We start from the raw sequence: 14765 nt of genomic DNA on the forward strand, positions 1-14765 counted from the left end.
GGCGGTCAGCGCCCGCCCCGCGCACCCTCTCCGCCCTGCACACCCTGTGCGTTCTGCGCGTACGCCGTCGGTGTCACCCCGACCGTCGCCGTGAAGTCCCGGACCAGGTGGGCCTGGTCGGCATAGCCGAGGTCGGCGGCGAGCCCCGCCCAGTCCACGGGCTCCTCGGCGCCGGCCCGCTCCAGGGCCTCGTGGATGCGGCAGCGCAGGATGACCCACTTGGGGCCGACGCCGACGTACGCGGCGAAGAGGCGCTGGAGCAGTCGTACGGACAGGCCCTCGGTGTGGGCGAAGTCGGTGACGCGGCGGATCGTGCGGTCGGTGCGGATGCGGTCGACCAGGGTGGTCGCGAGCTCGGCCTGCGGGTCGGGGCGGGGGCCGAGGGCGAGCAGGAAGGCGTCCAGGGCGGCGACGCGGGCGGAGTCGTCGGCGAGGTCGAGGACGGTGGCGGGGTCGGTGTCAGGGAACACCTCGGGCTGCCGCACCCGCCTCCCGGTCCACTCCGACACGGGCCGCTCCGGGGCGACGGCGACGGCACGGAAGCCACCGGGCCGGAACTTGATCCCGCACACCCGCCCCCGCCCCTCCAGCTTCTGCGCGAAGAGCCCGTGCGGGATGCCGGCGATCTCGACGAAGGCGTCCTCGCCGGCGAGCCGCTGGAAGACGATGTGCACGGCCGGGTGCGGGACGACATGGGAGACGTAGGGCTCGGTCAGGTCCCAGTCGATGAGCCAGTAGTGCTCGATGTACGGGCGCAGGGGCGGGGCGGGTTCGGGGCGGCGGAAGTGCACGCGGGTGAGGAGTTCGGCGGGGTCGACGATTCCGCGGGTGTCGTCGGCTTCTCCGGAGGCGCTGCGGCGTGGGGCGGCCATGTCGGGATCGTAGGACGAGGCACTGACAGCGCGCGGAATATGTGCGAGGGGGTGACCGTTGGAGGGTATAGTTGAATGATCAACAACCTGGAGGGTGAACGACCATGCAGTTCGGGATCTTCAGCGTCGGCGACGTCACACCGGACCCGACCACCGGACGGACGCCGACCGAGCGTGAGCGCATCAAGGCCATGGTCGCCATCGCGCTGAAGGCCGAGGAGGTCGGCCTCGACGTCTTCGCGACCGGCGAGCACCACAACCCGCCGTTCGTGCCCTCGTCCCCGACGACGATGCTCGGCTTCATCGCGGCGCAGACCGAGAAGCTGATCCTCTCCACCTCCACCACCCTCATCACCACCAACGACCCGGTGAAGATCGCGGAGGACTTCGCGATGCTCCAGCACCTGGCCGACGGACGCGTGGACCTGATAATGGGCCGCGGCAACACCGGCCCGGTCTACCCCTGGTTCGGCCAGGACATCCGCCAGGGCATCAACCTCGCCATCGAGAACTACGCCCTGCTGCGCCGCCTGTGGCGCGAGGACGTAGTGAACTGGGAGGGCAAGTTCCGCACCGCGCTCCAGGGCTTCACCTCCACGCCCCGCCCGCTGGACGACGTACCGCCGTTCGTCTGGCACGGCTCGATCCGCAGCCCCGAGATCGCCGAGCAGGCCGCCTTCTACGGCGACGGCTTCTTCCACAACAACATCTTCTGGCCGGCCGACCACACCAAGCGGATGGTCGAGCTGTACCGGGAGCGGTACGCGCACTACGGCCACGGCACGGCCGAGCAGGCGATCGTCGGGCTCGGCGGCCAGGTCTTCATGCGCAAGAACTCCCAGGACGCGATCCGCGAGTTCCGCCCGTACTTCGACAACGCGCCGGTCTACGGCCACGGGCCCTCCCTGGAGGACTTCACCGACCAGACCCCGTTGACCGTCGGCTCCCCGCAGGAGGTCATCGAGAAGACCCTCGCGTTCCGGGACTACGCCGGTGACTACCAGCGCCAGCTCTTCCTGCTGGACCACGCGGGCCTGCCGCTCAAGACGGTCCTGGAGCAGCTCGACCTGCTGGGCGAGGAGGTCGTACCCGTCCTGCGCAAGGAGTTCGCGGCGAACCGCCCGGCGGACGTGCCGGAGGCACCGACCCACGAGTCGCTGAAGGCCGCCAAGGCCGCCGCACCGGAAGGGGTGACCGTCGCATGAAGCTCGTAGTCGTCTCGGCGGGGCTGAGCGTTCCGTCGTCCACGAGGCTGCTGGCCGACCGGCTGGCGACGGCCACGGCGGGCCGTACGCCGGCGGAGACACAGGTCGTGGAGTTGCGCGACCTCGCCGTGGAGATAGCGCACAACTTCACCAACGGCTTCCCCGGCCGTTCCCTCGCCGCCGCGCTGGACGCGGTGGCGGAGGCGGACGGGCTGATCGTGGTCACGCCGGTGTTCTCGGCGTCGTACAGCGGACTGTTCAAGTCCTTCTTCGACGTCCTGGACAAGGACGCGCTGGCCGGAAAGCCGGTGCTCGTCGCGGCCACGGGCGGCAGCGCGCGGCACTCGCTGGTCCTGGACCACGCGCTGCGCCCGCTCTTCTCCTACCTGCGCGCCGTGGTCGTCCCGACCGGGGTCTACGCCGCCTCCGAGGACTGGGGCGCGGAGGGCCTGCCCGAGCGGATCGAGCGGGCGGCGGGCGAGCTGGCGGCCCTGATGACAGGACTGTCCACAGAGCGCCCGGCGAGCAAGCCGACGGTCGTACCGTTCGCGGAACAACTGGCGGCACTGTCGGCTTCGCCGAGCGCGTGACGTCCGGCCGCACTTTTCATCGTGGACCGGAACAAATCATCGCGGGCCAGCACTAACCAGCCCGTCCGGCGCTTGAGGACGAGGCCCCTTCAGGGCCGAAGCGGGGGCCTGGGGGCGCAGCCCCCAGGCACGTACCCCCGCCCCACCCGACAGTGAGAAGACGGTAGGAGCTGAACCCGGGTTGCGCCCACCTCGGTGAGAGCCAGGTAAAAAGGGTGATCGTAGACCTGCCCCCACCGCCCCACCGCCGGAGGCCTTGGCACACTGGGAGACGTGCCCCAGACTGTGCTGCTCGCCGAAGACGACCGTGCCATCCGTCATGCCCTGGAGCGGGCCCTGACCCTGGAGGGCTACCAGGTGACCGCGGTCGCCGACGGTGTCGAGGCGCTCGCGCAGGCCCACCGCACCCCACCGGACGTGCTGCTCCTCGACGTGATGATGCCCGGCATCGACGGCCTCCAGGTCTGCCGGGTGCTGCGCGCCGAGGGCGACCGCACCCCGATCCTGATGCTCACCGCCCTGGTCGAGACGGCCGACCGCATCGCGGGCCTGGACGCGGGCGCCGACGACTACGTGGTGAAGCCGTTCGACGTGGAGGAGGTCTTCGCGAGGCTGCGCGCCCTGCTCCGCCGCACCAGCCCGGTCCCGGCGAACGGCGTCCCCGGTACCGCAAGTGCCTCCGACGCACTGCGGGACGGCCCGCAGCCGGCCTCGGCGTTCTCCGCCTCGGCCACCGCCCCCGCCTCCGACAAGCAGATCACCGCCGCGGGCCTCCGCATGGACCTCCAGGCCCGCCGCGTCTGGCGCGCGGAGCGCGAACTGGAGCTGACCCGGACCGAGTTCGAGCTCCTCGAACTGCTCGTGCGCAACGCGGGCATCGTCCTGGACCACTCCACGATCTACGACCGCATCTGGGGCTACGACTTCGGCCCCGGCTCCAAGAACCTCGCCGTCTACGTCGGCTACCTCCGCCGCAAGCTCGACGCGCCCGGCGCGCCGCAGTTGATCCACACGGTGCGTGGCGTGGGTTACGTGCTGCGGGAGGACTGAGTGGGCCGCCTGCGGCGGCTGGTGGCGACCAGGCGACCCCGGCTGGTCTCGCTGCGCACCACGTTCGTCCTGTCCTTCGCGGCGGTCACCGCCGTCGTCACGCTCCTCGTCGGCGTGCTGTCGTACGGCGCGGCGGCCCGGCTGGTCCGGGTCGACCAGGAGTCCGTGTTCGACCAGGTCGTCCAGGATCTGCAGGACGAGGTGCGGACGCACCAGATGACGACCGATGACTTCTCCTCCTCCGCGCCCGGCCACGACATCGTGCGGCCCGCCCGTACGGACGTACAGGTGCTCGGGCGGGACGGCGGTGTCCTCGACAGCGGCAGCCCGGCGCTGCCCGTCACCGGCGACGACCGGGCGGTCGCGGGCGACCGGGTGGCCGGGAAGACGGTGGAGCACAAGGACGTCGCCGTCGGCGAGGACGTGTACCGCATCGCGACCGTCTCGCTCGGCGCCGGACGGGGCGCGGTGCAGGTCGCGCAGGAGTTCAGCGACACCGAGGATCTGCTGCGGGCGTTGCAGCAGCGGACGTTCGTGCTGATGGCGGCGGTGGTCGTGCTCGCCGGACTGTGCGGCTGGTGGCTGGCCCGGCGTATCACGCGTCGCCTCATCATCCTCACCGCCGCCGCCGAGGACGTGGCCCGCACCCGACGCCTCGGCGTCCAGGTCCCCGTCACCGGCTACGACGAGGTGGGCCGCCTCGGCCGCGCGTTCGACCGGATGCTCGGCCGCCTCGCGCAGTCGGAGGAGGACCAGCGCCGCCTGATCCAGGACGCGGGCCACGAACTCCGCACTCCACTGACGTCGTTGCGCACGAATATCTCCCTGCTCCGCCGCATGGACGAACTGCCGCCCGGCACCCGCGAGGAACTGGTCGCGGACCTCTCGCAGGAGGCCCGCGAACTCACCGACCTGGTCAACGAGTTGGTGGATCTGGCGGCGGGCCAGTCCGACACCGAACCGCCCCAGCAGGTCGACCTCGCCGACATCGCGGAGGACGTGGCGGGCCTGGCCCGCCGTCGCACCGGCCGCGACATCACCGTCAGCGCGAGCGGCGACACGACGACCGACGGCCGCCCCGGCATGCTCCAGCGCGCGATCTCCAACCTGGTCGAGAACGCGGCCAAGTTCGACCGCGCGGGCCAGACCCCCATCGAGATCTCCGTCTCCGGCCCCGCCCGCCCCGGCACGGTCCGCGTCGAAGTCCTCGACCGAGGCCCCGGAGTCTCCGAGACCGACCTCTTCCGCATCTTCGACCGCTTCTACCGCGCGGCCGACGCCCGCTCCCTCCCCGGCTCGGGCCTCGGCCTGTCGATCGTCCGCGAGGTGGCCCTGGCGCACGGGGGAGCGCCGTTCGCGCTACGGCGGGACGGCGGCGGCTCGGTGATCGGGTTCACGGTCGGGGGCGTGGGGGGCGTCGGAGAGCCGGGCGCACGTGGCCGAGGCTGACGGACTCGACGCCGGGGACACCGCAGGACACCTGCTCTGGGCCGCGCAACTGCGCCCCGACGGCCGCCTCGGACCCGGCGTACGCGTCTTCCGCCACGGCTCGGCGACCGCGGTGGTCAGCCCCGGACTGTCCGGCCGGGACCGGATCGCGGTCGACGGAGCGGCGGCGGACGCCTTGGCCCTCGTACGGAACGAGGTCCTGACGGAGACCGGACCGGGCTACCGCCCTTTCGGGGACGCGGAGTTGATCGCGACGCTGGTGCGCGGGATCCCCGGGCTGGTGGCCGCGGGCGGTCCCGAGTTCCTGTGGATGGAGACGACGGCCCCGCCGTCCCATGTCCCGGAAGGCGTGGAGTGGCTCGACGGGGAAGGGGAGCAGGAAGCAGCCGCGCTCTTCGACACCTGCTTCCCCGACTCCTACGCCCAGCCCGGCCGCCCCGGAACACACCGCTGGGCCGGTGCCTACGACCCGGACGGCGGCGGAACGCTGCTCGCGGTGGCCGGGGACGCGTGGTCCGGGGCCGGGTGCGGCTTCATGGCCGGCGTCGTGACGCGTCCGGAGGCGCGGGGGCGGGGCCTGGGGGCGGCCGTCTCGCGGTTCGTCGTGGACGCCCTCGTACGGGAGCACGGGCGCGCCGCGCTGATGGTGGACGCCGACAACACGGCCGCGGTCGCCGCGTACCGGCGGGCCGGGATGAGCGGGCGGGCGTTCGGGGCGGCGGCGGCCCGCGCCCGGGGGAGCGCGGGGCCGTCGTAACGCCCGTGCCGGTGGCGGGAGTTGGTCAGCCGTTGGAGGCCGTGCGCCCGAAGCAGCGCTCCAGCTCGTTCAGGTCGTAGAACTTGCTGCCCTTGGAGACGGGGCGGCAGCCGGCCTTGAAGGCGGTCTCCTTCTCGTTGTAGAGCATGCGGACGAGATAGGTGCTGCCCTTGCGGAAGACGTCCCACTGGATGTTCGAGCCGAGCGGGGCGACGGCGGCGCCGCGCCACGGGTTGCTCGCGTAGGTGTACGGCTGCTCGACCGTGACGGCCTTCGTGCTCCCCGGCAGGCCCATCAGCGCGGCCAGCGGGATGATCTCCTCGGCGTGGGTGAACCGGAGTTCGGCGCCCAGGTCGCTGGTGCCGTCGCGCTTGGCCTCGACCTTCTTGAAGAAGTCGTCGAGCAGGACGTCGGCCATCTTGTACGTGATGTCGCTGTCCGCGAAGCCGGGCCCCTTCTCGTAGAAGTCCTCGGTGTCGGAGATGTACCCGAACCAGTCGGCGTCGCCCGCCGAGATGTACCGGTCCATGCCCCAGCCCTTGCCGCCCGGGCTCTCCTCGCTCATCGCGGGGGCGATGGCGTACAGGTTGTAGACGGCGGTGGCGGCCTCGACGTCCGTGCCGATCGACGCGAACTCGCCCGCGGTGATCCGGTCCACGAACGCCGGCTTGAAGAGCTTCCTCAGGACGTCGCGGGCGGCGCGGTGGGTCTTCGGCTGGTCGGTGATGGACGTGAGGGTCGTCGCCAGCCGCTGGTCGTTGGCGATGTAGTCGCGGTAGGCGGCGCCACCGGCGGCCTTGTGGAAGTAGAGGAGGTCCTTGTCGGTACGGGTCGCGCCGATGAGGGAGGTCAGCTCGGAGTCGGTCTGGGCGAGGGCGGCGCCGTAGAGGTTGGCGCTGTCGACGGCCCGTCCCTGCCCCGAACTGACGACGTCGATGGGCTCCTTGTCCTTCGCGATCGTCGCGAAGAGCGTGGGCAGCCGCTTCTCCATCCGGGTGGCGGTGGCCTGCATCTCCGCCTTGCCGCGCGCGCTGAGGTTGCCGTACCCGATCGTGCTCATGGCGGCTTCGAGGGCCTGCGCCTTCGGCCCGAACTCCCGCCCCTTCGCGGTGAGTTGCCCCTCGACCTGGGCCTTGTCCAGGAGCGCGAGGATCAGATCCCCGTCCGAGCTGTCGGTCGCGGAACGGGATCCGTGCCGCGACACGTTCTCGGTGAAGACGGGGGTGAAACCGGCCGGGGCCTTCTGGTACGAGCGGGAGTTCTGCTCCGGCTGGTACACGGCCTTGGTGCCGTAGCTGTCGGTGTGGGCGTTGCCGCTGCCGGGGGCGGCCTGGGCGGCGAACGGGCCGGCCAGCAGCGCGGCCATGCCGAGGACCAGGGCGGGGGTGACACGTCTCATGGGCCGCATGTTTCGCGGGGGACGTGAACGCCGGGTGCACTTGGGGTGACTGTGGGGGCTCCACTCGCGGGTGTCCGGGGGTGAGGCGAGGCCTACGGCCGTATCGCTGCGAGAGCCTACGGCCGTACCGCGCTCTCCGCCGGGGCGAACAGGTGGGCCATCGCCTGCCAGAGGGGCATGACGCGGGGCGTGGAGCGGGGGCTTCGCGGGGTGGGGGCGCCGGCCGACGGCTGGGCGGTACGGGCGTTCTTCGTGAGGGAGGTGGGGGCGGTGTGGGGCATGTCGGTTCCCTTCCGGCGAGTCGTTGACTTTGGCCATGGCCTTGTCCTTGGCCTTGGTTTTGTCCTTGGCCTTGGCCTTGTGAGATCAACGATCCCGCGAGCGGGCTGCCGCTACGAGGGGGTGAGCTGCCCAGTCGGGGGTGGGGCTGGCTCCACCGTCACCATCATGGCTACGGACGGCCCATCCTTGCCGCGGACGGTCCATCCTGACCACGGCCGACCGGCCCGCCGTGCAGAATGCACCGCATGTTCGGACCCGCGCCGCTCCAACGCCTGTCCCTGCCCGAGGAGTTCGCCCTGCTGTCGTACGGGGAGAACGGCAGGGTGCCCAGCCCGGCCCAGACTGCGGCCGGTTGCGCCGCTGCGGAACTCGGCGAACTGGCCCTGCGGAGAAGGCTGTTGATCAGGCCGAGGAAGACCAGGAAACTGGGCCTTGAGATCTACCAGAACCGTGGCGAGATCGAACTGTCGGCCAACACGACCGGCACCGGCCTGACTTGGGCGGACGACCTGCTCTCCGCGCTGCACACCCGCACCACCACCCTCACCCCCCGCCCCCTGACGGTGACCCGCTGGCTGAGGGAACGCGGCCGAGCGGCACTCGCGCTGCACACGACCGCCCTCACCGAGCGAGGCGTACTGCGCCACAGCCCCGGCACCCTCCTCACCAGAACACGCCACCACCCGGACCCCGCCCTCCGCACCGCCCTGCTCAACGGAGTCCGCGCCGTCCGCGCCGAACAGGTCCCGCTCGACGAACACATGCTGTTCCTCTGCGACTTGCTGGACGGCGCCGACCTCGCGAAGGACTTCGGCCTCACCCTCACCCGCCCGCAACGCCTCGAACGCGCCCGTGGCATCGGCGCGGCGGGAGCCCTCCCGGAAACCCTGCGCGACACGAGCACCGTGCTGGGCTTCTCGCTTCCGGCCCGGCAGGGCAGGACGATCACGATCGGCGACTGACGCCCCGCCGCCGTAGGCCGTGAAATTCACGGGTGCCTCGACCGCCCGCCGCCTAGGGTCGCCCGCATGACTCTTGCTTATGACTACGGCTACGACCACGACAACGACGCGACCGGAGACGGTCCGGCCCTGGTGCTGCTGCACTCCGGGGTGTGCGACCGGAGGATGTGGGATCCGCAGTGGCAGGCCCTGATCGACGCCGGATACCGGGTGGTGCGCTGCGACTTCCGGGGCTTCGGCGAGACCCCCTTGCCGGACCGGCGCCACAACGACGCCGAGGACGTACTGGACCTGCTGGACACCCTCGGCATCGAACGCGCGGCCCTGATCGCCTCCTCGTACGGCGGAGAGGTCGCCGTGGAGATCGCCGCGCGCCGTCCGGACCGGGTGTCCGCCATGGCGCTGCTGTGCGCCGGGCTGCCGGGGCACCAACCCACCGATGAACTACGGGCGTTCGGAGAGCGGGAGGACGAGTTGCTGGAGGCGGGCGATGTCGAGGGGGCCGTAGAACTGAACGTGGAAACCTGGCTGGGGCAGGACGCCGACGAGTCGGCCCGGGAGGCGGTGCGCGGGATGCAACGGCGCGCCTTCGAGGTGCAGTTGGCCGCTCCCGAAGGGGCCGGGCGGAACAAGGTGGAGGTCGACCTGGCGGCGATCAAGGCCCCGTGTCTCGCCGTGTCGGGCGGCCGCGACCTGACCGATTTCCGGCAGATCGCGGCCCGGCTCCCGGAGTTGCTCGCCGACACCCGGCATCTCGAACTGCCGTGGGCCGGCCATCTCCCCGGCCTGGAACGGCCCGCCGAGGTGACGGCCCTGCTGACCGGCTTCCTGCGCGAGACGGTGCCGGCCGCCGGCTGAACTGCCCGGTCCGGGGCGTCAGTTGTTCTTCCGGGCCACCCCGCCGTAGATGCCGATCGGCGCGGCGCCCGGGGTGGGAGTCTCCTCGGGGCGCCAGTGGGTGACGCGGACCAGGCCCGGGTCGACGAGGGTGAAGTCGCCGAAGAAGTCCAGGACTTGGGCGTGGCTGCGGAGGTTGAGGGTGGCGGTGGCCCGGTTGTAGACGGACGCCGCGTCGTGGCGGCCGTCCTCGTGGACGTCGCCCGTGGCGTGCGACAGGACGAGGTAGGAACCGGCCGGCAGCGCGTCGCGCAGGGTGGCGACGATGCCGTACGGGTCCCCGTCGTCCGGCAGGAAGTGCACGACGGCGACCAGCAGCACCGCCACCGGCCGGTCGAAGTCGATGGCCTTGCGGACCTCGGGGTGGTCGAGGATCGCGCGGGGATCGCGCAGGTCGGCCAGGATGACCGAGGTGTCGGTGTCCTCCATGAGGGCCATCGAGTGGGTGCTGACGATCGGGTCGTTGTCGACGTAGACGATCCGCGTGTCCGGGGCGATGGCGTGCGCGATCTGGTGCACGTTCGGCTCGGTGGGCAGTCCGGTGCCGATGTCGAGGATCTGCCGTACCCCGCCCTCCGCCACGACATGGCGGACGGCCCGGTGCATGAAGCGCCGGTTGGCGCGCACCCCCTCCCGCACCTCCGGCGCCGCCTTGATGAACTGCTCGGCGGCCTCACGGTCGACCTCGTAGTTGTCCTTGCCGCCGAGGAAGTAGTCGTACATCCGGGCCGGGTGGGGCTTGCTGGTGTCGATGATCAGTGGCTGCGCGCCACTGCCGTCCCCGCGGGGAGAGGTCATGGGGCCAGGCTCCGTCTTGGTGAGTGGCTGTCAGATCATCATCCTGACATGCCCGACGCCGAACTCAGGGCCGCACCGGGCAAGAGGGACGGGCGGCCCTCAGGGCAGGGTGGGCCCGTCATCGGTGGCCGTGCGGTGACGCTGGTAGTGGCGAGCCGCGCGGGCGCGGTTGCCGCAGGACGGTTTGCACCATTCCTGCCGCCCGTGGCTCTTGACGAAGTAGCGCACGCAGCGGGGGGCGGAGCAGGCCCGGAGGTACGTGCGCTGCGGGCCGGTCAGGAAGTCGACGGTGGCGCGGGCCAGCGCTGCCACGAGCCGGACCTTCGGATCCTTCTCCGCCGACAGCAGCCGGGAGGTCGGAGCGCCACCGTCCGGCGGCCACGCCATCTGCGGTACGACCGCTTCCCGCGCGGCGACGGCGTTGAGATGGGCCAGTGCCTCGTCGGCCGGCATCAGGTGACGGTCGTCAGCAGAGCTGGGAGGAACGGGACTTACCGCCTGGGCGAACAGGGCGCGGACGGCCCGCCGTAGCTCGACGATCTCGACCCTGAGGCCCTCGTCCACTGCCATGTGCTCGGCCGGGACCGGGTCGGGCACCCCGCAGGACGAGGCCCGCCATGAGTACCGCCGTGACGTAGAGGGATCGCCATGACATACACGCCCCCGCTCTGGCCCGTCTCCGTGAAGGGCGTCGCGCTCGACGCACGAGACCGTGTCCTGCTCCTGAAGAACGAGCGCGACGAGTGGGAGCTGCCCGGCGGCCGCCTGGAGATCGGCGGCCCCGATGACGCACAACTGCCCGACGCCGGCCCGGAGTCGGCCCTGGAACGCGAGATCCAGGAGGAGACCGGCTGGGAGGTGAAGGCCGGCCCGCTCATCGGCGGCGGGGTCTGGGTCTACCAACCCGTCCCGGGCCGACGGGTGTTGATCGTGACGTACGGCTGCACCGTACTGACCCCGGACCGGCCCCTGCCCTCAGCCACGAACACAAGCAACTGGGCCTGTTCACCGCCGACGAGGTGCCCGACCTGAACATGCCGGACGGCTACAAACAGGCTGTCGAAACCTGGTACGGCCAGACCCGGCCCGCCACCTCCGGAACACAGAACACACAAAGGGCGAGGCCCGAAGACCCCGCCCACCACCTCACCGCCAAACCCTCAACTCACGGCCAGACAAGGCAATAAGGCTGATGCCCCGCCTCATGCAACCGATGGCTGAAGTCCTGCCACTCGTGCAGCAGTTGGTACACGTTGAACGCATCCCGAGGCCCGCCCCGGTCCGGCACCGTCGACCAGATGAACGCCGCCGCGCCGACCGCCTCCTCGCCGATTCCCCGAAGGGGGTCGACGACCGTCATCGGGAGTTTGACGACCGCGTAGTCGGGGTGCAGGACCACCAGTTCCAGCGGGGGCACCTTGTTCAGCGGGACGCCCTCGATGCCGGTGAGGACCATCGCGGCCATCGTCTCCGGCTTGATCTTGGTGAACATGCCGTTCATCCCGAGCTCGTCGCCGCCGAGTTCCTCGGGGCGCATCGAGATCGGGACGCGGGCCGCGGTCGCGCCGTCCGGCGCTCCGAAGTATTTGTACGTCACCCCCACCCGACCACCATTCCTGCTCCCCGCCCGCAACTGATCGATCCGACGTTCGATACGTCGCTCGTTCCGATCCGACTCACCTGAACCCGAACCAGAGCTCGAAACAGAACCCGGACCCGAGCCGTGACCGGAGCTTGGACCGGGAATTGAACCCGGGCCAGAGCCCGAACTCAAGCCGGGGCCAGAACCCGAACCCGAGCCCAGTCCAGAACCCGAGCCCAGTCCAGAACCCGAACCTGGGCCGGAACCCGAACCAGAACCCGACCCCGTCCCCGAACCCATACCCGACCCAGGCCCACCCTGCCGTGCCTCTGCGGCTTCCTCCGCGTCGCGTCGGTGCTTCCCCCGTTGGGCACGCCGAGGACCCAGGTCGTCAGTCCCCTCGCCCAGCCCGCCACCGCGATGCATATCTCCACCCGACTGCTTTTCTGGGACGCGTGGCCCCGCCGCGCAACCCGATCATCGTGTCAGTGACCTCCCCCACGGCCGCCCGCCGAAACGTGCGCTGAAACACCTGTCCGCAGGATCTGCGCAAGCCCTGAACACCGAGCGCCCGACCGGACGCCCGCATGAGCTGTGTGTATCCGTGTGTGTCCGTGTGTATCACCTCCCAGTCTCGCAGATGGGTGGGGGCCCGTGCCCGCCGTCCCTCCGCCTACTCTGAGGAGGTAACTGAGGTCCCGGAGTCCGAGAAGTCGGAGAAGTCGCAGGTCATGAGCCAAACGCCCAGCGAAACGCCCAGCGGAACGCCCAGCGCGTTGCCCAGCGCACCGCCCTATCCCTACGAAGCGCCCGTCTCGCAGGCTCTCTTCGACCGTGCGTCGGTCGTCACACCGGGCGGCGTGAACTCCCCGGTGCGCGCCTTCCGCGCCGTCGGCGGCACGCCCCGGTTCATGGTCTCCGGCACCGGTCCCTATCTGACGGACGCGGACGGGCGCGAGTACGTCGACCTCGTCTGCTCCTGGGGCCCCATGATCCTCGGGCACTCCCAGCCCGACGTGATCGCCGCCGTCCACGACGCCGTCTCGCGCGGCACCTCCTTCGGCACCCCCGGTGAGGGCGAGGTCGCGCTCGCCGAGGAGATCGTCGCCCGCGTCGAGCCCGTGCAGCAGGTGCGGCTCGTCAGCAGTGGCACCGAGGCGACCATGTCCGCGATCCGGCTCGCCCGTGGGTTCACCGGGCGGCCCAAGGTCATCAAGTTCGCCGGGTGTTACCACGGTCACGTCGACGCGCTCCTCGCCGCCGCCGGCTCCGGTGTCGCCACCTTCGCGCTGCCCGACACCCCCGGCGTCACCGGCGCCCAGGCCGGCGACACGATCGTCCTGCCGTACAACGACCTCGAAGCCGTCAACGAGGCCTTCCACCGGCATCCCGGTGAGATCGCCTGCGTTATCACCGAGGCCTCGCCGGGGAACATGGGCGTCGTGCCGCCTGCCGCCGGGTTCAACCAGGGGCTCAAGGACGCCTGCGGCAAGAACGGTGCCCTCTTCATCTCCGACGAGGTCATGACCGGGTTCCGGACCAGCAAGGCAGGGTGGTTCGGGATCGACGGGGTCGTCCCCGATCTCATGACCTTCGGCAAGGTGATGGGCGGCGGCTTCCCCGCCGCCGCGTTCGGCGGGCGCGCCGACATCATGGCGCACCTCGCCCCCGCCGGGCCCGTCTACCAGGCAGGCACCCTCTCCGGGAACCCCGTCGCCACCGCCGCCGGCCTCGCCCAGCTCCGACTCCTCGACGACGCGGCCTACGACACGATCGACGCCGTATCGGCGCAGATCCGGTCGCTCGTCACCGAGGCGCTCAGCAAGGAAGGTGTCGCGCACCGGCTGCAGAACGCCTCCAACATGTTCTCCGTGTTCTTCACGGACCGCAGCGTGCGCAACTACGAGGACGCCAAGGCGCAGGAGTCGTACCGCTTCACCGCCTTCTTCCACTCGATGCTGGCGAGCGGGGTCTATCTGCCTCCCTCGTCCTTCGAGTCCTGGTTCGTTTCCACGGCCCACGACGAACGGGCCATCCAGCGGATCGCCGACGCCCTCCCGGCGGCGGCCCGAGCGGCGGCGGAGGCCACCGAATGAGCAGCAGTGGCAGCAATGGCAGCAGTGGTACCAGCGGCAGCAGCGACATCACCGTCGTGCACTTGATGCGGCACGGCGAAGTCGCCAATCCCGAAGGGGTGTTGTACGGGCGGCTGCCCGGTTACCACCTCTCCGAGCTCGGGCGGCAGATGGCCGACCGGGTCGCCGAGCACCTCTCCTCCCGCGATGTCACGCATGTCGTCGCCTCCCCGCTGGAGCGCGCGCAGGAGACCGCCACGCCGATCGCCAAGGCGCACGGGCTCGACCTCGCGACCGACGGGCGGCTCATCGAGGCCGACAACGTCTTCCAGGGCAAGACCTTCGGGGTCGGCGACGGGGCGCTGAAGAATCCGGGGAACTGGAAGTACCTGGTCAACCCGTTCAAGCCGTCCTGGGGCGAGCCCTACGTCGACCAGGTCGTGCGGATGATGGCGGCGCTGGACGGCGCCAAGGACGCCGCCCGCGGTCACGAAGCCGTGCTGGTCAGCCATCAACTGCCGATCTGGATCGTGCGGTCCTACGCCGAGCGGCGCAAGCTGTGGCACGACCCGCGCAAGCGGCAGTGCACCCTCGCGTCCCTGACGACCTTCACCTACCGCGGCGACAAGATCGTGTCCGTCGGCTACACCGAGCCGGCCCGTGATCTCGTCCCGGCCCATCTCCTCGCCGGCGCGAAGCCGGTCAAGGGGAAGGACAAAGCGTTCGGCGCCTGACCAAGACAGGGAAAAAGGCGGGAACGACGGGTTTGATCACTCGTCGGAGTCGGCTGTCGTGACAGCTCTATGACATTTGTTTCGCAACCCACATGGTTCCCGGCGAACTTTCT

The 14765-nt window shown here is 70.8% G+C and carries 16 protein-coding genes; 10 read left to right on the forward strand and 6 right to left on the reverse strand.

Annotation, left to right across the window (positions count from 1 at the left end):
• Positions 1–5 precede the first annotated feature (5 nt).
• A complete protein-coding gene (locus OG223_RS30575) occupies positions 6–872 on the reverse strand; it encodes a helix-turn-helix domain-containing protein (RefSeq protein WP_329255519.1) in 867 nt (288 codons plus the stop codon).
• 104 nt (positions 873–976) lie between these two features.
• Between OG223_RS30575 and OG223_RS30580 the strand changes: the two genes are divergently transcribed.
• The 5 genes from OG223_RS30580 (at position 977) to OG223_RS30600 (ending at position 5923) form a co-directional block, all read left to right on the forward strand.
• Complete coding sequence (locus tag OG223_RS30580; RefSeq protein ID WP_329255521.1) at positions 977–2077, forward strand: LLM class flavin-dependent oxidoreductase; 1101 nt, start codon at positions 977–979, stop codon at positions 2075–2077.
• Complete coding sequence (locus tag OG223_RS30585; RefSeq protein WP_329255523.1) at positions 2074–2667, forward strand: FMN reductase; 594 nt, start codon at positions 2074–2076, stop codon at positions 2665–2667. Before OG223_RS30580 ends, OG223_RS30585 begins: the two co-directional genes overlap by 4 nt.
• 273 nt (positions 2668–2940) lie before the next feature.
• On the forward strand, positions 2941–3717 hold the full coding sequence (locus OG223_RS30590; protein WP_329255525.1) for a response regulator transcription factor: 777 nt from the start codon (positions 2941–2943) through the stop codon (positions 3715–3717).
• The gene (locus OG223_RS30595; protein WP_329255527.1) at positions 3718–5166 is read left to right on the forward strand and encodes a sensor histidine kinase; all 1449 of its coding nucleotides are present in this window, start codon (positions 3718–3720) and stop codon (positions 5164–5166) included. It begins immediately after the preceding gene.
• Positions 5153–5923, forward strand: coding sequence for a GNAT family N-acetyltransferase (locus OG223_RS30600; protein WP_329255529.1), 771 nt, complete (start codon positions 5153–5155; stop codon positions 5921–5923). Before OG223_RS30595 ends, OG223_RS30600 begins: the two co-directional genes overlap by 14 nt.
• A gap of 25 nt (positions 5924–5948) precedes the next feature.
• Here the strand turns inward: OG223_RS30600 and OG223_RS30605 are convergent, their stop codons facing one another.
• Both OG223_RS30605 and OG223_RS30610 read right to left on the reverse strand, forming a co-directional pair.
• On the reverse strand, positions 5949–7322 hold the full coding sequence (locus OG223_RS30605; protein WP_329255531.1) for a histidine-type phosphatase: 1374 nt from the start codon (positions 7320–7322) through the stop codon (positions 5949–5951).
• 116 nt (positions 7323–7438) lie between these two features.
• Positions 7439–7603: a hypothetical protein gene (locus OG223_RS30610; protein WP_329255534.1), complete on the reverse strand. Its 165-nt coding sequence runs from the start codon at positions 7601–7603 to the stop codon at positions 7439–7441.
• Positions 7604–7849: 246 nt separating this feature from the next.
• Here OG223_RS30610 and OG223_RS30615 point away from each other — a divergent pair, with 246 nt between their 5' ends.
• Positions 7850–8566, forward strand: coding sequence for a GPP34 family phosphoprotein (locus OG223_RS30615; RefSeq protein ID WP_329255537.1), 717 nt, complete (start codon positions 7850–7852; stop codon positions 8564–8566).
• Between the two features lie 66 nt (positions 8567–8632).
• A complete protein-coding gene (locus OG223_RS30620) occupies positions 8633–9424 on the forward strand; it encodes an alpha/beta fold hydrolase (RefSeq protein ID WP_329255541.1) in 792 nt (263 codons plus the stop codon).
• An 18-nt stretch (positions 9425–9442) separates the two neighbouring features.
• Here OG223_RS30620 and OG223_RS30625 read toward each other — a convergent pair whose 3' ends face one another.
• Positions 9443–10261 carry an SAM-dependent methyltransferase gene (locus OG223_RS30625; protein WP_329255544.1) on the reverse strand — a complete coding sequence of 273 codons (819 nt, stop codon included), beginning with the start codon at positions 10259–10261 and terminating at the stop codon, positions 9443–9445.
• Positions 10262–10360: 99 nt separating this feature from the next.
• The gene (locus tag OG223_RS30630; RefSeq protein WP_329255546.1) at positions 10361–10858 is read right to left on the reverse strand and encodes a CGNR zinc finger domain-containing protein; all 498 of its coding nucleotides are present in this window, start codon (positions 10856–10858) and stop codon (positions 10361–10363) included.
• Between the two features lie 51 nt (positions 10859–10909).
• On the opposite strand from OG223_RS30630, the gene OG223_RS30635 reads away from it, so the two are divergent.
• The gene (locus tag OG223_RS30635) at positions 10910–11293 is read left to right on the forward strand and encodes an NUDIX domain-containing protein (protein ID WP_329255548.1); all 384 of its coding nucleotides are present in this window, start codon (positions 10910–10912) and stop codon (positions 11291–11293) included.
• A 133-nt stretch (positions 11294–11426) separates the two neighbouring features.
• Here OG223_RS30635 and OG223_RS30640 read toward each other — a convergent pair whose 3' ends face one another.
• Positions 11427–11864 carry a hypothetical protein gene (locus OG223_RS30640; protein ID WP_019061278.1) on the reverse strand — a complete coding sequence of 146 codons (438 nt, stop codon included), beginning with the start codon at positions 11862–11864 and terminating at the stop codon, positions 11427–11429.
• A 710-nt stretch (positions 11865–12574) separates the two neighbouring features.
• Here OG223_RS30640 and hemL point away from each other — a divergent pair.
• Both hemL and OG223_RS30650 read left to right on the forward strand, forming a co-directional pair.
• Entirely contained in the window at positions 12575–13939 is a 1365-nt protein-coding gene (gene hemL, locus OG223_RS30645; RefSeq protein WP_329255551.1) for a glutamate-1-semialdehyde 2,1-aminomutase, read from the forward strand.
• On the forward strand, positions 13936–14652 hold the full coding sequence (locus tag OG223_RS30650; RefSeq protein WP_329255554.1) for a histidine phosphatase family protein: 717 nt from the start codon (positions 13936–13938) through the stop codon (positions 14650–14652). Before hemL ends, OG223_RS30650 begins: the two co-directional genes overlap by 4 nt.
• The last annotated feature ends 113 nt before the right edge of the window (positions 14653–14765 follow it).

It is taken from the genome of Streptomyces sp. NBC_01478 (assembly GCF_036227225.1).
Taxonomy (GTDB): Bacteria; Actinomycetota; Actinomycetes; order Streptomycetales; family Streptomycetaceae; genus Streptomyces.